At 43.5% G+C, this 23,462-nt stretch carries 18 protein-coding genes and 3 pseudogenes; 9 read left to right on the top strand and 12 right to left on the bottom strand.

Going from position 1 to position 23,462, the window contains the following annotated elements; all coding sequences use genetic code 11:
* Positions 1-51: 51 nt before the first annotated feature.
* From JMW94_RS00600 to JMW94_RS00590, 3 genes and pseudogenes are all read left to right on the top strand, one after another.
* Positions 52-360 carry a hypothetical protein gene (locus JMW94_RS00600; RefSeq protein ID WP_201551384.1) on the top strand — a complete coding sequence of 103 codons (309 nt, stop codon included), beginning with the start codon at positions 52-54 and terminating at the stop codon, positions 358-360.
* Positions 361-362: 2 nt separating this feature from the next.
* Entirely contained in the window at positions 363-794 is a 432-nt protein-coding gene (locus JMW94_RS00595) for a hypothetical protein (protein ID WP_201599720.1), read from the top strand.
* 32 nt (positions 795-826) lie between these two features.
* Positions 827-2,108, top strand: a pseudogene (locus tag JMW94_RS00590) (IS256 family transposase).
* A 37-nt stretch (positions 2,109-2,145) separates the two neighbouring features.
* Here the strand turns inward: JMW94_RS00590 and JMW94_RS00585 are convergent.
* From JMW94_RS00585 to JMW94_RS00565, 5 genes and pseudogenes are all read right to left on the bottom strand, one after another.
* Positions 2,146-2,256: pseudogene (locus tag JMW94_RS00585) on the bottom strand (cation transporter); the annotation flags it as partial.
* A gap of 86 nt (positions 2,257-2,342) precedes the next feature.
* Positions 2,343-5,483, bottom strand: coding sequence for an efflux RND transporter permease subunit (locus JMW94_RS00580; RefSeq protein WP_201599718.1), 3,141 nt, complete (start codon positions 5,481-5,483; stop codon positions 2,343-2,345).
* Positions 5,473-6,702, bottom strand: a complete 1,230-nt coding sequence (locus tag JMW94_RS00575) for an efflux RND transporter periplasmic adaptor subunit (RefSeq protein WP_201599716.1) — start codon at positions 6,700-6,702, stop codon at positions 5,473-5,475. The genes JMW94_RS00580 and JMW94_RS00575 overlap by 11 nt, the downstream gene beginning before the upstream one ends.
* Before the next feature lies 1 nt (position 6,703).
* Positions 6,704-8,029 (bottom strand): TolC family protein, encoded by a 1,326-nt coding sequence (locus JMW94_RS00570; protein WP_201599714.1) that lies wholly within the window; start codon positions 8,027-8,029, stop codon positions 6,704-6,706.
* A 48-nt stretch (positions 8,030-8,077) separates the two neighbouring features.
* Positions 8,078-8,491 (bottom strand): cation efflux protein, CzcI-like, encoded by a 414-nt coding sequence (locus tag JMW94_RS00565; RefSeq protein WP_227514115.1) that lies wholly within the window; start codon positions 8,489-8,491, stop codon positions 8,078-8,080.
* Between the two features lie 208 nt (positions 8,492-8,699).
* On the opposite strand from JMW94_RS00565, the pseudogene JMW94_RS00560 reads away from it, so the two are divergent.
* The 4 genes and pseudogenes from JMW94_RS00560 (at position 8,700) to JMW94_RS00545 (ending at position 15,386) form a co-directional block, all read left to right on the top strand.
* Positions 8,700-9,936, top strand: a pseudogene (locus tag JMW94_RS00560) (IS256 family transposase).
* Positions 9,937-10,245: 309 nt separating this feature from the next.
* The gene (locus JMW94_RS00555; protein ID WP_201599713.1) at positions 10,246-13,581 is read left to right on the top strand and encodes a type I restriction endonuclease subunit R; all 3,336 of its coding nucleotides are present in this window, start codon (positions 10,246-10,248) and stop codon (positions 13,579-13,581) included.
* A 6-nt stretch (positions 13,582-13,587) separates the two neighbouring features.
* Positions 13,588-14,397: a M48 family metallopeptidase gene (locus JMW94_RS00550; RefSeq protein ID WP_201599712.1), complete on the top strand. Its 810-nt coding sequence runs from the start codon at positions 13,588-13,590 to the stop codon at positions 14,395-14,397.
* A gap of 134 nt (positions 14,398-14,531) precedes the next feature.
* Positions 14,532-15,386, top strand: coding sequence for a patatin family protein (locus tag JMW94_RS00545; protein WP_198328257.1), 855 nt, complete (start codon positions 14,532-14,534; stop codon positions 15,384-15,386).
* Between the two features lie 331 nt (positions 15,387-15,717).
* Here the strand turns inward: JMW94_RS00545 and JMW94_RS00540 are convergent, their stop codons facing one another.
* Together JMW94_RS00540 and JMW94_RS00535 are read right to left on the bottom strand one after the other, a co-directional pair.
* Positions 15,718-16,536, bottom strand: a complete 819-nt coding sequence (locus JMW94_RS00540) for a DODA-type extradiol aromatic ring-opening family dioxygenase (protein WP_201599711.1) — start codon at positions 16,534-16,536, stop codon at positions 15,718-15,720.
* A gap of 21 nt (positions 16,537-16,557) precedes the next feature.
* A complete protein-coding gene (locus tag JMW94_RS00535; protein WP_045452401.1) occupies positions 16,558-17,505 on the bottom strand; it encodes a glutathione S-transferase family protein in 948 nt (315 codons plus the stop codon).
* A gap of 162 nt (positions 17,506-17,667) precedes the next feature.
* On the opposite strand from JMW94_RS00535, the gene JMW94_RS00530 reads away from it, so the two are divergent.
* On the top strand, positions 17,668-18,603 hold the full coding sequence (locus JMW94_RS00530) for a LysR family transcriptional regulator (protein WP_045452403.1): 936 nt from the start codon (positions 17,668-17,670) through the stop codon (positions 18,601-18,603).
* 135 nt (positions 18,604-18,738) lie between these two features.
* Positions 18,739-19,167 carry a hypothetical protein gene (locus JMW94_RS14940; RefSeq protein WP_201591989.1) on the top strand — a complete coding sequence of 143 codons (429 nt, stop codon included), beginning with the start codon at positions 18,739-18,741 and terminating at the stop codon, positions 19,165-19,167.
* Between the two features lie 79 nt (positions 19,168-19,246).
* On the opposite strand, the gene JMW94_RS00520 is transcribed toward JMW94_RS14940, so the two are convergent.
* From JMW94_RS00520 to JMW94_RS00500, 5 genes are all read right to left on the bottom strand, one after another.
* Positions 19,247-19,507 (bottom strand): helix-turn-helix transcriptional regulator, encoded by a 261-nt coding sequence (locus JMW94_RS00520; protein WP_201599710.1) that lies wholly within the window; start codon positions 19,505-19,507, stop codon positions 19,247-19,249.
* 168 nt (positions 19,508-19,675) lie between these two features.
* Positions 19,676-20,587, bottom strand: coding sequence for a hydrolase or metal-binding protein (locus JMW94_RS00515; RefSeq protein WP_201599696.1), 912 nt, complete (start codon positions 20,585-20,587; stop codon positions 19,676-19,678).
* Between the two features lie 142 nt (positions 20,588-20,729).
* The gene (locus JMW94_RS00510; protein ID WP_201599695.1) at positions 20,730-21,857 is read right to left on the bottom strand and encodes a YqaJ viral recombinase family protein; all 1,128 of its coding nucleotides are present in this window, start codon (positions 21,855-21,857) and stop codon (positions 20,730-20,732) included.
* A gap of 111 nt (positions 21,858-21,968) precedes the next feature.
* A complete protein-coding gene (locus tag JMW94_RS00505) occupies positions 21,969-22,964 on the bottom strand; it encodes a DUF932 domain-containing protein (protein ID WP_201599694.1) in 996 nt (331 codons plus the stop codon).
* Between the two features lie 94 nt (positions 22,965-23,058).
* Positions 23,059-23,346, bottom strand: a complete 288-nt coding sequence (locus JMW94_RS00500) for a hypothetical protein (protein WP_201599693.1) — start codon at positions 23,344-23,346, stop codon at positions 23,059-23,061.
* Positions 23,347-23,462: the final 116 nt, after the last annotated feature.

Genomic DNA, 23,462 nt, shown 5'->3' with positions numbered 1-23,462 from the left:
AGCGCATCTAAATAGTTTAGAATAAATGAAATGTTAATAGGAGCGGATAACATGATTGAAGTCACCGAAGCTGTAAAACTTGCTAGACAATTTGCGGTAGATTTGTTTGAAGGCGAGAACATCAAAAATCTAGGACTAGAAGAAGTCGTATTTGAAGAGTCTGACAATGAATGGCGAATAACTTTAGGCTATGACTCTCATCGAGTAAAAACGACGGAAACCACACCGAATCGTTTTTCAGCAATAAGTGCGTTTGCGCCAAGTAATATAGAAAAAGAAACCTTACGCGAATATAAAACGTTTCGTATCGGTGCCGAAGATGGGGCTTTTAAAGGTATGTTAATACGTGATGTAGGTTAACAGTGACGCATTATTATATTGACAAATCGAAACGAGTTTTGCTTGATGCCAATCTGTTAACGATGTATTTGGTGGCTCAGCTTGGCGATGGGGAAGTTGAAAATTTTAGTCGTACACGAGCATACACGACAGCTGATGCTAAGATATTAGATAAGACTTTACTGGGTTTTAAATCTATTATTACTACGCCCCAAGTCTTGACAGAAACTGCGAATTTGCTCGATTGGTTCACAGGAAAAAAGCGGCAAGTACTATTTGGTTATCTGAGTCAGTTTGTTGTTACAGTCGATGAAAAGTATTTATCCGCTAAGCAAATCATACTTAGCCCTGCCTTTATTAAGCTAGGATTATCGGATGCTGCGTTATTTGATATTTGCCATTTAGATAAATGTGTCTTATTAACCGCCGATGGGAGTTTCCCAAACTCTGTGTAACTGCTTATAATCCACTAACAGGAGAATAAGCAATGACTACTCAATCTGACCTTAAAAAACTGGCCGAGCAAATGGCTGGTAGCATGAACAGCTTCGATGACATCAAAGACTTTCAAAAGCAGCTCATGCAATCTTTTATCGACACTGCCTTAGAAGCTGAGATGGAAGAGCATCTTGGCTACCCCAAGCATGAAAAAGCAGACAAGCCTAATAAGCGCAACGGTCATACTAAAAAGACCGTCCGTAGCGACACAGGCGACCTTGAGATCTCCACTCCAAGAGACCGTCATGGTGACTTTGAACCTGCGTTAGTGCGTAAGCATCAAAGTCGTATTAGTGGCCTTGATGACAAGATCATATTTCACTACAGGCATAGCCTTACGTCTTGCGCTTCGGGCAAGTGTCTCCCAGACACTTGCTGATCCTCTCTCATACGCCAAAGGTCAAACGACCACTGAGATCGTAGAGAGCATCAAAGAGCTCTACGATGTCGACATCTCAAGCTCTCTTTTCTCAAGAGTCACCGATAACATATTAGAGGACATCACCGCTTGGCAGAACCGGCCGCTGAGCAATGTTTATCCTATTGTCTATCTAGACTGCATTGTCGTCAAAGTACGTCAAGATAAGCAGATCATCAACAAGGCTATCTATCTGGCGCTAGGTGTGGGAATTGATGGTAAAAAAGAGCTGCTTGGCATGTGGCTATCAGAGAACGAGGGCGCTAAATTCTGGCTTGGTGTTCTCACTGAGCTACAAAACCGCGGGGTTCAAGATATCCTCATTGCCTGTGTCGATGGTTTAAAGGGCTTCCCTGATGCCATCAAAATCGTCTACTCCAACGCTCAGGTTCAGCTGTGTATCGTACACATGGTGCGCTATTCAATGAAGTTCGTACCGTGGACGGATAAGAAGGCCGTAGCAGCTGATTTAAAGGCCATCTACGGCGCTGATACGCTTGAGATGGCCGAGGCCAATCTTGAGCACTTTGATGAGACTTGGGGCACAGAGTACCCGCATGTCATCAAGTCTTGGCGCAATAACTGGGAGGGCTTAACGGTGTTCTTTGGTTACCCTAAAGACATCAGAAGAGTGATCTATACCACCAATGCTATTGAGTCGCTAAACAGTGTGATTCGAACGGCGGTGAATAAGCGTAAGGTGTTTCCCTCTGATCAGGCAGCATTCAAGGTAGTATATCTGGCAACCCAGCAGGCATCTAAAAAGTGGTCGATGCCTATTCGTAACTGGACGTCTGCTCTGAATCGTTTTATGATTATGTTTGATGACCGTATTAGTAAGCATTTAATCTAAAGGGCAGTTACACAGAATGTGGGATGGGCTCAAAAGCAGCGACAACTTCTACTATTAAAAAAGTAGTCGTTAAACCTAAGGCAACCATTAACTTCTTACTATTTTCTTCAGTAACAACCGCATGGCTATGATCATGATGTTCTGACATAAAATATTTTCCTTATTCTATTTATGATGAGCAGAGATATTGGATAACAGCCAATATCTCTGCTGTAAATCGACTAATCTATTGGATTAAGAAACTTTTTTTTCATTTATCCAACGATAAAGCACGGGTAACAGCACCAAAGTTAGTAATGTTGAAGAGATAATCCCGCCAATCACTACGGTTGCCAGTGGCCGTTGAACCTCAGCCCCTGTTCCGGTTGACAGCGCCATTGGTACAAAACCCAGTGAAGCCACACAAGCTGTCATCAACACTGGTCTTAAGCGCAAAATAGCCCCTTGCCACACGGCTTTATGCACTGGATATTTGTCCCTTAATTCCTTAATAAAGGTCAGCATTACCAGTCCATTGAGGACTGCAACACCAGATAAGGCAATAAAGCCAATTCCAGCTGACATCGATAATGGAATATCCCTTAGCCAAAGGAACAGCACACCACCGGTCAAGGCAAAGGGTATCCCGGTAAAGACCAATAGACTTTCTTTGACATTGTGAAAGACCGCCATCAGTAAAATAAAGATAGTGATTAAAGCCAGTGGAATCACGATTTGCATCCGTGCTTTGGCTGAAGCCAAATTTTCAAACTGACCGCCATATTCTATCCAATAACCACTTGGCAAAGTGTATGCTTTGAGCTGTGTCTGTACATCAGAAACAAAAGACCCTAAATCACGCCCTTCAACATTCGTTGTAACCACAACTCGGCGTTTACCATTTTCTCGACTGACTTGGTTGATTCCTTCAATGGTCGAGACTTGCGCGACATCCGACAATAAAATACTGCCACCATTTGGAAGCTGAATAGGTAACTGGGAAACAGATGCGACACTACGGTCTTGCTCTCCAAGACGGATAACAAAATCAAAACGACGATCGCCTTCTAAAATCTCTCCCACGCTTTGTCCACCAATATTGGTTGCCACAAGGTCTTGAATTGAACGCACACTCAAACCATATTGTGCAGCCAAAGTTTTATTTACCTCGACATTCAGTAATGGCAAACCTGAGGTCTGCTCAACTTTCACGGCACTGCTACCCGATATTTGCTGAATGATTTTGGAGATTTTAGTCGCCTCAGTATTGAGGACATTCATATCATCACCGAAGATTTTCACACCAACATCACTACGCACACCTGAGATCAATTCATTAAATCGGAGTTCAATCGGTTGTGAAAATTCACTATTATTGCCTGGAATCGTGGCTAAATACGTCACCATACGGCCACGTAATTCATCTAAACTTTCTTTAGGATTTGGCCATTCTGAACGAGGCTTTAACATGATATAGCCATCTGAAATATTGGGTGGCATGACATCTGTTGCAACCTCGGCTGTACCCGTTCTGGCAAATACTGCCTTAATTTCAGGGAAACTCTTTAAAAGAAGTTTTTCAGTATTCTCCTGAATACGTAAAGACTCTTCTAAGCCTGTACTTGGTGAACGTAACTGTTGTATCGCAAAGTCTCCTTCACTGAGCTGTGGTGCAAATTCACTGCCGAGTTTGGTACTGATAAATCCCGTAATCACTAATAAACACAGTGCAAAAGTCAGCACAACTGCTTTGTATTGATACGAAATATCAAGAGTTTGCTGATATTTAGCTTTTAGCCATAACATCCAACGACTTTCTTTTTCTTGAATATCGCCTTTGACCCACAATGCCACAGCAGCAGGCACAAAGGTGATCGATAAAATAATGGCTGCAACAAGGGCGAGTACCACTGCCAATGCCATCGGATGGAACATTTTTGCTTCCACACCACTTAAAGCAAAAATCGGCAAATACACCACCAAAATAATAAGCTGACCAAAAATAAGAGGACGACGTGCTTGGCGGGCAGCCAGAAAAACTTCCTTAAAGCGTTCACTTTGTGTGAGAGGTCGTTTTAACAGTTGCTGTGTATGGGCTAAACGCCGGATACAGTTTTCGACAATCACCACAGCACCATCGACAATGATGCCGAAATCGAGTGCACCTAAACTCATCAGATTGGCACTGATATTTTGCTGTGCCATCCCGGTTAAGGTAAACAGCATAGAGAGTGGAATGACACAGGCAGTAATCAAGGCAGCACGGATATTCCCTAAAAACAGGAACAGAATGATGATGACCAGGATTGCTCCCTCTACCAAGTTTTTCTGAACGGTTTTAATCGCCTTCTCAACCAAGGTAGTACGGTCGTACACCGTTTCAATCACTACCCCTTTAGGCAAACTATTCTGAATATCTTGAAGCTTGGCATCCACAGCTTTAGAAACAGTCTGGCTATTTCCACCCATCGCCATCATGACAACCCCTAAAACGGTTTCTTTGCCGTTATAGGTTGCCCCACCGGTTCTTAAATCATGCCCAATAGAGACTTGCGCAATATCACCAACCCGAATTGGGCTGCCATTTGGGCTACCCAGCATGGTGTTCTCAATATCAGAAAGCCCATTGAATGCACCCGGTACACGTACCGTCAGTTGCTGACCATTGTCTTCAATATAACCTGCACCTCGGTTCTCATTATTTTGCGCTAAAGCCTGTTGCAGTTGTTCTAATGAGATATTCAGTTGCTGCATCCGGTTTAAATCGGGAGAGACCACATAGGTTTTTTCAAAACCACCAATACTGTTGACCTCTGCAACTCCCTTAACACGTTGCAGTTGAGGACGCACAATCCAGTCCTGAATCTCACGCAAATCCATCGGCGTGTATGCAGTTCCATCCGGCTTTTTCGCATTCGGATCTGCCTTCAGTACCCATTGATAAATCTCACCGAGACCCGTAGAAACGGGGGACATCGTCGGTGCGATTTGTGCAGGCAACTCAGATTGCGCCTCCTGTGTCCGTTGGTTAATCTGCTGACGGGCCCAATAAATATCAGTCCCATCTTTAAAGACAATGGTGACTTGAGAGAGTCCATAACGGGATATGGAACGGGTAAGCTCCAGATCCGGAATGCCAGCCATGGCATTTTCAATGGGATAGGTAATCAGCTGTTCGACTTCAAGCGCAGTAAAACCCTTGGCTTGAGTATTAATCTGGACTTGGGTATTGGTAATATCGGGTACAGCATCAATCGGGAGTTTCTGATAGCTATACACCCCGACCGCAATCCAGGTACAGGCAAAGAGCAACACCCAAATCGCATTTTGTATGGAAAACTGAATGATTCGTTCGAATAAACCTTCTGGTTTTGGCAGATCAGAATTAATGTCCATGGCCTGCCTCGTCTTTTTCTAATTCAGACTTTAATAGAAAACTGCCATCCGCAATGTATTTCTGCCCTTCAGTTAATCCAGAAATGACTTCTAGCCATTGCCCATCCTGACTGCTCACGCCCACTTCTATTGGCTGTGCTTTAAGATGAACCAGTCCCTTTTCTTCAGACTCAATCACAAATACCACAGGTTTTCCTTCAACCTGCTGTAAGGCTTTTTTCTGGACTCTTAACGCTGTTTTTGCTTGTGCATCAGTCACAAAAACATTTACCAAAACATTTGGACGCAGTACATCCGCTTGTGTGGTGACTTTGGCACGCACTTGTAAACGTCCAGTTTGTAAATCTGCCTGTGAATTCAGCGTTTGTACTTTTGCTTGGTAATTTTGATCAGAACCATTGGTTTTAAAGTTTAAAATTTGCCCTGCTTGAAGGTGAATATTTGAGGTATTTGGTAGATTAAATTCCAACCAAAGGTCTTTCAGCTGTTCAATGACAAAGAGCTGATTAGCCAGTTGCACATTTTCACCGACCACAATATCTTTTTGACTGATCACCCCAGAGATCGGTGCTTTAATCAGAAAACGCCCATTGTTATTGCCACTTGCACCTAATGCATTTAAACGTGCTTGTGAGGACTGGACAGTAATCTGCGCTTGACGGTAGGCATTTTCGGCACGCTGGTAATCCTGTTTGGCAGAAACCCCCTGTGACCAGAGTTGCTGTTCGCGCTGGTAATCTTTACGGGCCAAATCCAGATTCACCTGTGCCATACGCAGATTTGCCTGTTGGTCGATCAGTTCAGGCACGGTTAGTACAGCCAGCGTTTGTCCTTTTTGCACGCTCTGTCCTAAAGCCACATTGATCTGCTCGACATAACCACTAAAATTAGGCGATATATGCGCTTGTTGATCGGTATTCACCACCAATTTACCTGGCAGGGTTGTCAGCTTTTCAACCAATCCTGTGGATGCAACAGCAACTTTTAAACCTTGTTCAACCATTTGTTGGCTGGTCAGTTGTATTTCGCCTTCTTCAGCATGTCCTTCTTCAGAACTATCTTCATCAGAATATTCGGCATTTCCCTCATCATAACCCTGCCCCTCAGATTCAGTTTTTTTTGAACTTAACCAAATAGCCAGACTGACCAAGACCGTAATCAGAATCAAAACTACAATCATGAGAGACTGGGATATTTTTCCGTTTTGCTTGGCGTTCATTTTATCGTGCTCCCCCATTGATTAAATTTTGCGATGCTTCGACTGCCTTTTTATTCAGTTGTGTATAGGCATCCGAACGGCTAATTTCTTCATAACTTGTGCCAATACTGAGTGCCTCAGCTGCTAGGGCAGTTTGCCAAGCTTGACGTAGAGTTTGTAATTGACCCAATCGAAGATTCTGCAGTTGGGTGGTTGCTTGCTGAACGTCGGTAATGGACAGTTTCCCTGCCTGAAACCCTAGTAAAGTACGGCTCTGAACTTTGGTCGCCAAAGTAACTTGTGCTGTTGTGGCATCGAACTGGCTACGTAAACCTTTGAGCTGATGCATGCTGTTGGCAATATCGAGTATTTGTTGCTTCAGCTCACGCTGCTGCTGTTGGTTCAGCAATATTTGCTGTTGCTGGACCATCGGGATCGCATATTGCTGGCGATTGAAAATATTCAGTGGAATAGCCACGCCGATTGCTAAAGTCGTATCGTTGCTTTCATTAGGGGTTTTGCTACGTTTCATGCCTACATTTAAAGTCGGATTGGGACGTGCCTGAATTCTTAAATTTTCAATTTGATGATCCGATTGCTGAATGTTCAAGGCATAGAATTTTTCTAGCCACCCTTCAGCAATATACCGTTGCACAGTTTGGAGACTTTGCTCTGGCCAAGGGATAGCGGTTTTATTCAATTGAAGATGTGAAGATGTTTCTCCCCCCCACAAATTAGACAGCTGACGACCGGCAGCTTGTTTATTCAGCATCGCTTGCTGATAAAGTCGTTGGATTTCTAGCGCTTCAATTTGGGCACGCTCAAAATCAACCAGGGCAATACTGCCTGCCTGATAGCGTTTCTGGGCACTGTCCAGATTGACTTCACTTGTTTTTAACTGTACTGAATAAGCAGACTGCTCAACCTCAGCAAGTGCAAATTGCGACCATGCAAATTTAACAATCAGTTGGCTTTGTGCCTTCCATAATTGCTGTTGCAATTGGATTTGTTGATTCGAGGTATTGGCAATCACCCGGTTCAGCTTACGCTGACCAAATAGATCTAGAGGTTGACTAACGCCAACATTGAATTCCTGTTCTTGACCTGAGCCAAAGCCAGACTGTTCTAAACTTATACTTGGATTCTGCCATAACCGACTTTGCTGAATATTCAATTCAGATATTTGCTGAACTTGTTGCCACGGCTTGTCTTGAGTCTGGTAACTTTGTACTTTTGCTAAAGCGGATTCAAAGCTGGTAACGTTTTCAGCATAGCTATATTGCATAGCCGCTGCACATATACAAGCAACCAAGCTATGACGCAAGAGTATAATTGATTGTGAAGACATGATTTTTCCCACTTATTTAAATAATAAAAGTGGTGGGAATGTTTTAGGCTACCCCACCATGAGCGGGGAAAATTCGGGAGGTGGGCTTTGTTGAAACAGGTCAGGAGCCTGATAGCTGTTTTTCCAATGAAATTGTGGATTCACTTTAACTTCAGAGCTTGGATGAAACACATCTACTTTTTCATTTTGTACAATCAAATGCATCATCGATGGTAGATGATCTTGATGATCTTCACCGATTTCTAAATCGCTACTGAATGTTTTTATGTTTTCTGACTGTCCATTATGATCGTGTTGACGACTATCGCTGGCACACAAGGTATTTTGGTGATGACCAAAATGATAACTCTGCTGTGATTGAGGCTGTTGTTCATGGACACAAAAGGCCGCCGCCACATTCCAAAAGCTTTGGAACATGAACAATCCAACCAAGACTGTAATCCATGTAGTAGAACGCATCATCTGAACCGTACCGGGTTTGTCGGAGACTTTTTATTTAAGTTAGGCCACCTGACCTAACGGGTTAATCTTATCATTGTACATTGCTTCAAACTCAAAAGGCAATTTTCCATGAGAGTTTCCCAAACTTTGTGTAACTGCTTATAATCCACTAACCGGAGAATAAGCAATGACTAAGCAAACTGACATCAAGAAACTGGCCGCGCGATGAGTGAGCAAGAAAAGCTTTGATGACATCAAAGACTTTCAAAAGCAGCTCATGCAGTCCTTCATCGACACTGCCCTAGAAGCAGAAATGGAAGAGCATCTCGGCTACCCCAAGCATGAAAAGGCAGACAGGCCTAATAAGCGCAATGGGCACACTAAAAAGAGAGTCCGTAGCGACACAGGCGAGCTTGAGATCTCCACCCCAAGAGACCGCGACAGTAGCTTTGAGCCTGTACTTGTCAGTAAGCACCAAACCCGTATTTCAGGTCTTGATGACAAGATCATATTTCACTACAGGCATAGCCTTACGTCTTGCGCTTCGGGCAAGTGTCTCCCAGACACTTGCTGATCCTCGCTCATACGCCAAAGGTCAAACCACTACTGAGATTGTCGAAACCATCAAGGACATCTACGACGTCGACATCTCAAGCAGCTTGGTTTCCAGAGTCACTGACAACATCTTGGATGACATCACCGCTTGGCAGAACCGGCCACTGAGCAGCGTCTATCCTATCGTCTACTTAGACTGCATTGTCGTCAAAGTTCGTCAGGACAAGCAGATCATCAACAAAGCTATCTATCTGGCCTTAGGCGTTGCTCTTGATGGTAAAAAAGAGCTGCTTGGTATGTGGCTATCAGAGAATGAAGGCGCTAAGTTCTGGCTAGGCGTTCTCACTGAATTACAAAACCGCGAGGTACAAGATATCCTCATTGCTTGTGTTGACGGTCTAAAGGGCTTCCCTGATGCCATCAATACCGTTTATCCCAAAGCCAAGGTTCAGCTGTGTATCGTGCATATGGTGCGCTATTCGATGAAGTTTGTACCTTGGACAGATAAGAAGGCAATAGCGGCTGATTTAAAGGCCATCTACGGCGCTGATACGCTTGAGATAGCAGAGGCCAATCTTGAGCACTTTGATGAGACTTGGGGCACAGAGTACCCACATGTCATCAAGTCTTGGCGTAATAACTGGGAGGGCTTAACGGTGTTCTTTGAGTATCCGAAAGATATCAGAAAAGCCATCTATACCACCAATGCTATAGAATCATTAAACAGTGTGATTCGGACGGCGGTGAATAAGCGTAAGGTGTTCCCGTCTGATCAGGCAGCATTCAAAGTGGTGTACTTAGCAACCCAGCAGGCATCGTCAAGGTGGTCGATGCCAATCCGTAACTGGACGTCTGCTCTGAATCGTTTTATGATTATGTTCGACGACCGTATCACCAGGCATTTAATCTAAAGGGCAGTTACACAGAATGCGGGATGGTCTCCCGCCGATCTTGATTTATATGGGTTTGCAGCAGGGCATGGTATAGAAGCTATCAACTTTACCCATTTGCGAAAATATTTATAAAGAGGTTTATTGACACATTTTTAGTAATCAACTAATCTACACCCAACATAACCGCCACGCTTAGTGCCCTTTGGGTAACGCGCAACCTTGGCGGTTTTTTGTTGCCTTTTTTATGACATCTTTTATGGTGTTTGGGCTACAATCGATAAAACCAAACAAGCAACCAAACAAACGCTATGTCTAAAGTGGGCAGATATGATCAACCCTAATTTTAATAAAAGCCTCAACTTCGCCGAAGAATTCAGCTCAAAAATCCCTGCCTTAACCTTGCTCACCACGCTAGGCTATCAGTTTATTCCGCCAACCCAATGCAACGCCATGCGCTCAAAAGTGACTGCAAATAAAGCCACTGCTCAAGTCGTGCTATTGCCGATTATGCGTGCGTTCTTAGCCAAGCAAACCTTTATGTTTGAAGGCACACCGCATCATTTATCAGATAGCGCCATTGATAAAATCATGCACGAGCTAAACCCAGCGATGAATCTAGGGTTGCAGCTCGCTAATGAAAAGCTCTATAACGCCATGCTATATGGCGTGACGGTGACTGAGTTTATCGACGGTAAAAAAACCTCGCAAACCATCAGTTTGATAGATTGGAATCATATCGATAATAATAGCTTTCACTTTACCGAAGAGCTGGTAGTACAGAATGCTGAAGGGACAGGTAATATCATTCCTGATATCGTCTGCTTCGTAAATGGTCTACCGTTGGCAGTGATTGAAGCCAAACGTCCTGACTCGAGTAGAGAGTGGCAATCAACCAACACGCAAGCCGTCTCCCAGCACATCCGTAATCAAGGTCAAAAACAAATCCCGCACCTGTTTGCCTATAGCCAGTTATTACTGGCAGTTAATGGTAATGACGGTCTATATGCCACTTGCGGTACGCCTGAGAAATTTTGGGCGAAGTGGGTCGAAGAAGAGATCTCTGAGCCTGAGTTTGCCCGTCTAAAAAACCAAGTGCTCAGTGATGATCAGATTGAGAATCTGTTTGCGCATCGTCCTGTCTCTATTACAGATGAATATAAATCACTGATTGCTAGCGGTGATCTGGTCGTTACCGATCAAGACCGCTTAATCATCAGTCTTTTACAGCCACAGCGTTTGCTTGAGATGACGCGCATGTTTACCTTGTTTGATAAAAAGGCTGGCAAAATTGTTGCCCGTTATCAGCAAGTCTTTGGCATCAAAGCTCTGATTGAACGTATTAGCAGTTTCGATGAAAAAGGCAGTCGTGAGGGCGGTGTCATTTGGCATACCACAGGCAGTGGTAAGTCCTTTACGATGGTATTCTTTTCCAAAGCGCTTATTTGGTTAGAAGAGCTCGCGAAGTGCCGCGTCATTGTCGTCACCGATCGTGTCGATCTTGAAACCCAGCTTAGTAAAACCTTTGCCTCAGGTGGTGTATTATCCGATCGCGACAAAACGGGTGCCATGGCAACCTCGGGTCGCCGTTTAGCGCAGCAAATCGGTCATGGTAATGAGCGGGTTATCTTCTCAATTATTAATAAGTTTGGCTCAGCAGTTAAGTATGACGAATGTTATAACGACAGCCCAAACATCATCGTCATGGTCGATGAAGGTCACCGTAGCCAAAATGGTGAGAACAATATCCGTATGGCGCAAGCCCTGCCAAACGCTGCCTTTATTGCCTTTACGGGTACGCCATTACTAAAAGATGATAAGACTGAAAACAAATTCGGCAGCATCATTCACTCCTACACCATGCAGCAAGCGGTTAAAGACAAAACCGTCACGCCATTACTATATGAAGAGCGTATCCCTGAGCTTAATACCAATGATCAAGCCATAGATAGCTGGTTTGACCGTATTACCCAAAAGCTCACTGATGATCAAAAGAGTGACCTCAAACGTAAGTTCTCCCAAAAAGGTCAAATCTATCAGGTTGAGGGACGTATCGAGCTGATCGCTCATGACATCTCTGATCACTTCCAAAACTTTAAACAGCAGCATCTAAAAGGTCAGTTGGCTTGTGACTCTAAAGCCTCGGCTATCCGCTATAAAATGGCATTGGATAAGATTGGTAAAGTGACCTCAGTGGTTGCCATGTCACCACCTGATACTCGTGAAGGGCATGACACTGTCGATGGCGAATCAAAAGACATCGTACAAAGATGGTGGCAAGATAATGTCGCCGCAGACTTCGGCGGTGATGAAAAAGCGTATACCAAAGCCATCATAGAAGCCTTTAGTCAGGACGATGGTCCTGACATTATGATCGTCGTTGATAAGCTATTAACGGGCTTTGATGAGCCAAAGAACACCGTTTTATATATTGATAAGCCTTTAAAGCAGCATAACCTCATTCAAGCCATTGCACGGGTGAACCGCTTGCATGAGAAGAAACGTTTTGGTTATCTGATTGATTATCGTGGCATCCTAAAAGAGCTGGATATCACCATTGAGAAATATCAAGACTTAGCGGAACGTACGCAAGGTGGCTTTGATATCGAAGACCTCAAAGGTCTGTATAACGCCATGGATACTGAGTACAAGCAGCTGCCAAGACTGCATAGCGAGCTGTGGGCTATCTTTTCATCGGTAAAAAACAAACAGGATGGGCAAGCGCTAAGGCAAGTGCTAGCACCTAAGATGCAGGATATCGATGGCAGAGTAGTCGATACCAAGCTTAAAGAACGTGATGACTTTTATGCTGCTTTGACCGAGTTTTCTAACGCCATGAAGATTGCGCTGCAATCAGCATCTTTCTTTGCAGATAAATCATTTGATAGCAAGCGTGATCGCTACAAAGCCGATCTAAAAGCCTTTATCAATCTACGTAAGCAAGTTCGTGAAGATGCTGATGAAACCATCGACTATGATGAGTATGAAGCGGATATTCGTAGCTTACTTGATAAGCACATTGCAGGGCTTGAGGTTAAAGAAGCAAAAGGCGTTTACCTAGTCGATAACCTAGGAAAAAATATTAAGCCTGAAGCCATGAGTGACGATGAAGCACGCAACCAAACCGATAAAATTACAGGTCGTGTGACCAAGATGATTGAGCAAGATTTGGCTGATGATCCGTATGCGCAAGAGTATTTCTCTAAGCTCCTAAAAAAAGCCATTGAAGAAGCTAAAGCGATGTTCGATGCACCCGTGAAGCAGTACATGATGTTTGCTGACTTTGAGCAGGCCGTCAAAGACCGCGATGTTGCTGATGTACCGAATGAATTTATCGATGACAATGGCAAATTAAATAAACATGCTCAGGCTTATTTTGGTTTGTTTAAGCATTTATTTGACGCTGATTTCTTAGCGGATAAAGAGCTAGATAATGACAAGCTGGTCGCTTACGCCTTTGAGATTGATGAAGTAGTCAAAACGAATGTGGCGGAATATTCCATCAATGCCAGTGAAATTGAAAATGCGATTAATAGACGATTATTGCCAATGCTGTTTGCTGACTTGGGTATTGATAAAGCGCAACAGCTCATTGAAGAGGTGCTAAAGATTACCCGACTTGGGCTGTCGAGAGAGACAAGTAGCCCACGAGCAGCAAGAGGGTAGTAGGCAATGACTGAGACAGGCAACTTTTATTATGGTGAAGATAAGATCCATTATGAAGTCGTGCGTAAAGACACAAAAAATAAGTCTAGAAGCGATACGCTTATTAACGAAAAGAGCAAACCTCGCAAAGTGGTCATCAAGGTACATCCTGATCAGCGTGTAGTCGCCACAGCGCCTGTTGATGCCAGTGACGAGATAATACATGACGCCATGATGAAGCGTGCTCGCTGGATATGGCAAAGCCTACAAGAATTTGCAAAGCAACAAGATCACGTATTGCCTAAACGTTATATCAGTGGTGAGACCCAGTTTTATCTGGGTCGTCGTTATGTGTTAAAAGTGATAACCGATGCAAAAACTAACGATGTGATAAACAGTACGGTGAAGCTCAGTCGCGGTAAGTTACATGTAGAATTGTCTCAAAATGATTCTGAATTAGACGCTGAAAAACGAGCGATTCTCGTGAAAAGCTTGATTGATAAATGGTATAAAGATAAATTTACGTCGGTCTCTAGAGAGAGGCTTGAGGCCTTGATAAATAAGGCCTCATGGGTAAAAAATAATCCTTCATTGAAGTTAATAGTAATGAAAAAACAATGGGGAAGCTGCTCAAATAAAGGTAATTTAATCCTCAATCCGCACTTAGTCAAAGCACCAAAAGAATGCATTGATTATGTGATATTGCATGAGCTGTGTCATATCGCTGAGCACAATCATAGTGAGCATTTTTGGCGCTTATTAACTCAAGTCATGCCGCATTGGAAAGAGGTGAAAGCTAGGCTCGACGGGATGGCTGAGCTTTACTTGAATGAGTAAAATTTGGAGCTAGGTAGTTTAAGATGGTTCTTTGGAAAAGTATCAGCCTCCGATATACTCGAGGCGCTTCACTTAATTACTCTATGTAATGGTTAAGTTAAAAAGGTAGTATTTACAAGAATTCGAGGTTTTCAATGCTTAAACAACATCGACAAGCACTTGTAGTTGAAGGTGGTGGAATGCGTGGCGCATTTACCAGTGGTGTCTTAGACGCATTTTTACAACAACAATTTAATCCTTTTGATCTTTGTGTGGGGGTGTCCTCAGGCTCAACGAACGTTGCTAACTATTTAGCTGCGCAACAAGGTCGCACCCTGCAGATTTACTTAGATCATTCACTTCGACCTGAATTTATCCATTATGGTCGTTTCCTTAAAGGTGGGGACTTACTGGATCTAAAGTGGATGTGGGACGTGGTGGAACAAGAGCATCCACTAAATCAGGCACAATTATTTGCCAGTCATGCTGAGTTTTACATGGTGCTAACACACGCTATTTCAGGTGAAGCTAACTATATTAAAGCCTGTAAAGACAATATTTTGGATGGATTAAGAGCATCAAGTTCTATACCAGTGCTGACTCGTCAAGCGGTCGAGATATTTGGCGAACCTTATTTCGATGGTGGTGTAGCTGATGCTTTGCCTGTGCATTGGGCCGCTCAACAAGATCGTGTTGCTAAGCTAATGGTGATCCGTACTCGTCCTCACAATTACTATAAAGCAGGTCGCAAGGGCGATCAGCTGTTGGCTAAATATTTTTCTAAGCAACGATATGGTTTTGCCCAAAGCTTATTAACACGAACCCAACGTTATAATGATGCGGTGCAATTTTTACATTCTGCATCACCACAGAAGTTTTTAGAAGTTTGCCCACCCGACTTGAAAAATATGGCGGGTCGATTATCTAAAGATAAAGCTAAAATTCGTTATAGCTATGATGTAGGACTAGAAACTGGGTACAAAGCGATTGAAGATTGGCATAAACTTTAATGATAATTCCGTTAATAAATCAGAATGCTTAAAATTAGACATTAACTGTTAAATAGTGCAGCTTAATTCTATTGGATAAGTATCTTATGGTTGAGATACTTGCCGGTCAGGAGACCATTCCAGATTCTGTGTAACTGTCATTTAGCTTATAGCAATACTTACACACTTTTCAGGAAAGTCTCCCGCAGTTGAACCTGTGACGAGTGCTGTTTTTCCATTAAGGCCGATGTTCATAATATTTCTCCGTTTATAAATAATTTTTGTCTATGTATGTTTGCTGCTTTGTGAGTATCAGTTTATAAAGAATTAAATGAATATCAGATTAATAGATTTATCCAAACTGAAAGGCTGAAATCTGAGTTTTCATGACTTGCTGAGAATATGTTTTCTTACCTCTATCTGTTCCTGCTGCCCCTACGGCAACCATTAAAGGTAGCAAATGCTCCTCCGCACCTAATAGATGAGAATCCAATGCATGAGGTGCCTCTGTCCAATTAGCAAGCGCTGCAAAGCGCTCATCTGCATTAGCTGCAACTGCTGTCGTTAGCCACTCGTCAAATATTACTGACGGTGCGGTAAAACTTGAATCACCATAGCCGCGCATATTATGAAAGCTCATACCACTGCCTACGATCAACACGCCTTCATCACGTAGTGAGGCAAGCGCTTGGCCCACTTTTAGATGTACTTTTGGGTCTAAATCATGACGCAGAGATAGCTGTACTACTGGAATATCGGCGTCAGGGAACATCAGTTTCAGTGGAATAAACACCCCATGATCAAAACCTCTGGAACTGTCCTGCTTATTGCTTAAACCAGCATCGATGAGCAAATGACCAATCCGCTCAGCCAGTACTGGCGCACCAGCTGCTGGATAAGCCAGCTGATACGTATGCTCAGGGAAGCCAGAGTAATCATAAATCAGCTCAGGCTGCTTGCTGGCAGTAATACTAAACTCCCGCGTTTGCCAATGGGCACTGACTATTAAAATAGCTTTGGGACGCTCTGGCAAACCATTTGAGCTATTAGTTAAAAAGTCAGCCATCTGATCCCAAGTGTCTGCTGGTTGCCAATCCATAAAAAAACAAGGCCCGGCACCATGAGGTATAAACAATACAGGTTGCTTGACTGTGGTTGATTCATTATTCATGAACTTTACTCCTTTATCTTGCTAAATATGTTCAGGCCCTGTGGGCACGATTCCATTGGGATTTAACGCTTTGATAGAGTAATAGCCTGCTTTGATGTGCTTGATACTCACCGTCTCTGAAATGCCATCAAGCGCTAAGATTCGTAGCATATAAGCATGTAGAGAACTCATATCTTTGATCAAGTTACGGTTGCATTTAAATAGACCGTGATAAGCGGCATCAAAACGTACTAAAGTCACAAACAGTCGAATATCTGTTTCCGTCAGCTGCTCACCAAATAGATAATGACGACCATCACTCAGGCGCGCCTCAAGCATATCTAAGGTGTCAAATACTTGCTGATAAGCTTCTTCATAAGCCCCTTGTGTCGTCGCAAATCCTGCTTTGTATACGCCGTTGTTTAAATTCTCATAGATAACTAAGTTTAGGGCTTCGATATCATCAGCAAGCTCTTTTGGAAACAAGTCAACGTAATTTGGCACGAGTTCTGTAAAAGCGGTATTTAGCATACGTAAGATATCAGCAGACTCATTATTAACGATAGTATTGGTTTTTTTGTCCCAAAGCACAGGTACAGTCGCGCGTCCGGTAAATTGAGGGTCTGCTTTGGTATAAAGTTGATGAGCAAATTGGGCATGATTAATAGGATCACTGTCAGCACCGTCAAAGCCACCAAACTGCCAGCCTTGATTGCCAAGCTGCGGATTGACCACGGTAATATCGATTATATCTTGCAGACCTTTTAACTGACGTGCCATCAAGGTACGTGAGGCCCAAGGGCAAATCAGCGCTACGTATAGATGATAGCGGTCTTTTTCTGCTTTAAAGCCCCCAGTACCCGTTGGTCCTGCTTGTCCATCAGCAGTAATCCAATGACGGAACGATGAGGTTTGACGAATAAAACGCCCTTGTTCGTCTTCTGCTTGTACCGGTTGCCAGTCTTCAGTCCAATTGCCATTGATTAACATAATACTTACTCCTAGTCAGATGATTGCTTTTAAAAAGCATGACCCTACTTTACCATCAACATAAAAAAAGAGTAAGATAGGTGATATTGATTAATTAACAACATATCGTTGATAATGGCTTTATTGTTCAATTTCGATAGTTAAAGAAAAACAGGGCAAAATATGGATAGAATCGATGCGATGCGTGCCTTTGTAGCGGTGGTGACCGAAGGCAGCTTCACTAATGCGGCAAATACTCTGCAACTGTCACCTCAATTGGTGAGCAAATATGTCTCTAAGTTGGAGGAGCAGCTAAATAATCGTCTGCTGAATCGTACCACCCGTAAAGTAAGCCTCACCGAAGCTGGTAGTCATTACTTTGGTCATGCGCAGCAGATTTTATTGAGTATGGATGATATGGAGTCGCAACTAAGTGGTTTGCAGCAAAACCCTAAAGGTGTGTTGCGCATAAGTGCGCCAGTATCTTTTGCTTTAAAACATATGGCTAAATTAGTCACTGACTTTCAGATCCGTTATCCATTGGTCACAGTCGATCTACAATTGACTGATCGTAAAGTCGATATTGTTGAAGAAGGGTTTGATATTGCACTGCGTATAGGTCAACTGAAAAGCTCATCACTTATTGCGAAGGAAGTGGCACCTATTCGTGTGGTTCTGTGTGCGTCGCCTGAATATTTGAAAAAGCATGACACACTCGATAAGCCTGAAGATTTAGAGAATCATCGCTATTTACATTATAGCTATATGAACATGGACGCGAAGGAAGAGGTCTACCAATTATTAAAGGCGAAGATTCTCAAGCAAGGTAGTGAGTTTCTTAGTAATAACGGTGATGTGTTGGTAGAAGGAGCTATTGAAGGTGCAGGATTGGTATTACAGCCGACATTTATTGTCAGTGAAGCAGTTAGCAGTGGCAAGCTGGTGATAGTATTGCCTGAACTTGAACCTAAACGCTTAGGTTTATATGCCGTCTACGCCCATAGAAAGCTACTACCGCACAAAGTCAGGTGTTTTATCGATTTTATGGAAGGCTATTATGGAGCGCCGCCTTATTGGGATGAGTCTATAGCCAAAAGCCAGTCGCTCAGTAATACGTGAGGCACTGGATAACTAGCTTCTCCTAAGATAGATGCGGCTTGCTATTTTTTATGCTACTACACTTTACGGCGGTTGAGATATTGCTGTTAGTATCCGCTTGTAACTATCCCCTAAACTAACACAGCGATTATTTTATTGAGACGTTATGAATCCCCGTATTTTTTAAGCCCAGCGCAAGCACATATCACTTGGATTCTAAAGGGCGTTGATGGTATTGAAAAAGACTATGAGCATTTTTCGCCACCATTTTTGTTAGCCTTGGACGAAGTTTATAACAAAATCCGTAACATCAATTATCGCTACATGGCGTCAGGTTCGCTGTTTCCTGAAGAGGTGCAGCAGTATGATCCTTATAGTATTCGTGAAGCATTAAGCAATGCCATGGGTCATCAAGACTATCGTCTGGGTAGACTAGCTGACTTTGATAAGATGCTGACTAATAAATTACCGCAAGTACTAAATGATAAACAGCGTAAAAACAAGGTGCGTAATCTATTACAGAAAATGTGCCGTGATACCCTAGTGGCTTCTAAAGATCAAACTTGGTATCTTGCAGATAGCTAGAAGTGGCTAAACGTAGCTAGATGCGGTTAAGGACAGCAAAAAAATAAGCCGCGTAGTGCGGCTTATTTTCTATCCTTGATCAGTGAATCCGATCAGCCATCTTACTCTCAATCCAAGCAGCCACTTCGCTTTCTACCCATGCTACACGTCCCTTTGATAGCTTTACTTGAACAGGGAATGTTGGGTCGTAACGATCAGATTTTTTATTGACCATCTCATAAATCGTAGTACTGCTAAGCGCCGTATAATGCATTACCTGCTTGAGCGGTATCATGCGAGGTATCTGTAAAGTGCTAGCTGTTGATACGTTTTGTTGTGTGTTCGCATTTAATAATTGCATGATTATCTCCTTTGTAAATTAATGAGAATCTTTCTTCTCATACAGTTACGGAGTCCCATATTTTTTTACGGCATCCCATGTGGTCCAATGATTAGCTTTAGATAAAGTAATGAATAAAGGAGCTGATCATTCAGCTCCTTCTTATGCCGTATCTTTAGCCTGATGGTTTTAGTTCACTGCTGTCACGCTTTTTCGTAAGCCTTGCTCGATGCTGCTCACGTTATGAGTCGCTAACCCATTCTGATAGTTCCCCTGCTGACTACTGCTAATATCATCTGTCTCTGCTGGATAAAAATCTTCAGCCACATCAAGCAGGCCATCACTATCAACCTCAAAGCAGGAGTTCACATAACCTTGTTTAGCCGCTTCTTCTAACGCCGCTTGATCAAAGCCATGTTCGCTAAGCTCACGATCAATCGCTCCAGCATGTTGTACCGCATCTTTAAGCGTCACCCCATCACGCAATGTCAGATCCACAAAGTAAATTGGCGTACGATAACTTTGCGTGGTGCTTTTACCCCTTAGCGTGAGTTGTAGTGGCAGACAAGATAGCTTATTGCCTGATACTGCAGCAAAGTAGCTTAAGCGTGCGGCAAGCGTTCTAATACTATTAAAGCCAGTCGTGCGGAAGATGAATGTGCCCAGCTCATCGTCCTCAGAGAGATTGACGTATAGCCTGCCATATGGCTTACAGGCTCCGCCTTGCGCTAATGGACAACGATCAGGTGACGGGCAAGGCAGTGTTTCCACGCCATTACTTGTACGACGTTGACATTGCTCACCGTCGCCGACACATAGTGGACGACCAGTTTGCCTATCGAACAGCGTGTATTCAGCACGTAAATTAAGCTCAGGATCATTAAATAGCATGCGTACAGGTATTTGTCTGAGCTTACCGTCATTCTTTTCGCGTAGCTTTGCATCAAGTGGATGATTGATCCAACCGTCTTTATTCTGCACTTGGCTGGTAATGGTGAATTGATCGTCTTTAGCAGGTAAACGCTTGCCATCCTTTTGAATGACACGTCCAATGCTGATACGACCTAAAACTGGTGGCGTTATGGTGAGACCTTTAATCATGGTGATATTCCTTATGTGTTTAATAGATTATGTTTGACCATAAAAAAACCCACCTGTGCTAGGTGGGCAGTTATGCGCTTGCTTTGATTCATTAGCTTTGACTGATTGTTGTTGTTGTATTGATGATTGAGTGATCGTCAGCTCAGTCATTAAGTACAACGAAGCGTCTGCTACCTTGCTTTGTTTTACTAAACTTGGCTAATAGCTCAGGATGCACTTTGATAACGGCTTTGCTATCTAGACCGACACTGTCTTTCGAGCGCTTCCATGAAATAGCCCCTTTCTCGAACACAGCCACCTCATTATCTTGAATTAAGCTTTGCAGCTGATGCTTCACTTGATCATGACGCTGCTCTAACTCTTGCATATAGTCACGGTAGCTCAGTAATTGCTCAAACAGTTTATTAGCCCCATCGTCATCTCGCAGATCAACCTTGCTTGAGGGCTTAGGTGCGGGATAAAGATGCTTTAAGGCCCGAGCTGCTGATTCAGAATGATCAGGGGTTGGTGGGGTGTCTGTCTCTACGTACTGCCAGAATAGGCGCTCATGCTCCATGATGGACTCAATCAAACGCTCGTCACGCTCAACTTTATAAATCTTTGCTTCGTGCCCACAGAGTAGTACGCAGATGTGCGCCGCCGTTTTGCCTGTGACCGCTAGTTGATGCTGTACTTGGCAAGTGACATATAAGGGTACGCCATGCTTCCACAGCTTAGCGCCATGCTCCCCTGCGGTTTTACACTCAAGTATTTGTACTTCATCACTGCCAACCACCGAGTAATCTAAATTAGCCAGCATAAAGTGGTTGTCAGGATCAGGATGCTGCAAGATCGCGTTTACGCGGCGTACCTTATTGCCAGTGTGTTCTTGATAGTATTTAGCCACCATCGGCTCAAGCGTATTGCCCCAGTACAGTGGCGCATAACCATCAGCACCTTCATCAATATTTGATGCCATACGTCCAGTCTTAATCATCCATAATTCAAGCATGGATAGAAAAGGATGGATACCACAAGCGGCAGCAGCGTCAGAGCTGCCAATACCTTGCTTGCGAACTTCAAGCCATTTGTCATGGCTTAAGTTTTTGGTGTTGATTAAGCGTTTGGCTGTCGCTTTGACGACTTTATCCTTCTGAACCGTGTCAGTGCTAAGACTAGGCTTAGTTGTCTTTGCGTTTACCGGAGCAGCAGGTTTGAGGTCTTTAGCTCTAACCGTTGAACGCTTACGATGTCTCATTTGAGCGGTGTTGTTTAATGCGATGGTTTCCATGATAGATTCCTTATAAATGGAGTAGTGAGTGTGATTGGTTAAATAAACGGCATAAAAAAACCACGCGCAAAGGCGTGGTTGATTCATTGAGTAAACAAAGTCATTAAGAGATTAAGCAATTAAGCGCAGCGCTTCATCAAGGCTCTTATCTTTGAGCTTTGACCCTGCACCAAACCAAGCTGAATCAAGACGATGGTCCCTCGACATAGCACGGCGTTCATGATCTACAAACTCAGTCATGGCAGAAAGTAAGCCATAAGCGGTATCTTTGGCAGATGCTAAGTCCGCACCACGACCCTGACCATTAAACATCGTCATCACCTGATTCATAGCGCGAGCATTCGGCACCGCTTCTTTCTCTTTCTTAGCGGTATTAAACAGAATAAGACCATCGTCTTTGACATCGTTAAACACGCGATTTAAGTAATTAGCCGCTTCTGCTTGCGTCACTCGTCTATTGGTAAGCTGTTTCATCTCATAGTTAAAGTCGTCCCACTGACTGACAGATACGCCTAATTGCTGTTTGACTTTATCGGCATCAAAGGTGGTACTGTGCGGAACTTTCACCACACCACCGCTGCCATCAGCAAGACTGATTGCTAAGGTGTTATTACACACCACACGGATATTGGTAAACTGCGCTGTGGTCGCAAGCGTCCCATCACAAGCGGTTGCTAGAAGTAGATAGCCGTGACTGACATCACCGCCACGTAGCGTTGCTGATTGTCCTGTGCGAGCCAACGCCCACATTTTACGGCCGCCTTTTAACACCCCTGCCGTTTCTAGCTCAAAGTCTGCTTGTTCCGTCAGATCACGATAAAACTCTAGAATTTCACTCGGTTGTACTTCTTGATAGCGTTGACTGACTACTGATAAGGGCTCTAAGGTATCGCTACGATAGAGCACCTTATTGCTATCAAAAGGCATGATCAGGCTTTGGCCTTTATCATTGGTTGCCATGTAGCTGACGTCCGATGATTCAATACGCCAGTCCATACCTGCCTCACGAGCCCAGACCTCGATAGGCTGCTTAGGGGACAACTCTTGTCCTAGTCCATGCCAGGGGGTATCACCGACGTATGCCATTGATTCGATTAAGTGTGCCATAAGAATATTCCTTTTATTGTTGAATAAAATAAGTGGTTTGACCGATTCAATGCTTTAAGGCATGAATCATCGAGTAATTAAATGAATGAGAGCGTTAGATGCTAAAGCTATGCTGACAGGTACTGCATAAATAGCGCGGCAGGACAGCCGCTCTAATGAGTGGCGGCTGCATCAGTCTTTGTTGTGCCAGATTAATCACGGTGGCAATGGCACTGCCTGCGACCATGCCAATCATAGGATTGATCTTGTAGTACTTGCAGACGCTCACGCTAAGACTGACTAACAGCTTTGGTGACAGCACATGCTCTGAAATGCTTTGTATACTGGTATCTATATTTTCGATGACGTGAGAAGAGTGACAATTGGGGCAGATGGGTTTCATAGGATCTCTTTGATAATGGCGCATAAAAAAGGCCTGCTATAAAGCAGACCTTGATTAAACGTTTAGGGTTCGTTTGATGAGGCAACGATGACATCGATGCTCATCTCATGGGGATG

The organism is Psychrobacter immobilis, assembly GCF_904846185.1.
Taxonomy (GTDB): domain Bacteria; phylum Pseudomonadota; class Gammaproteobacteria; order Pseudomonadales; family Moraxellaceae; genus Psychrobacter; species Psychrobacter immobilis_B.
Note: the sequence above shows the minus strand (reverse complement) of the source record. Positions and strands in the feature narration are given on the sequence as shown.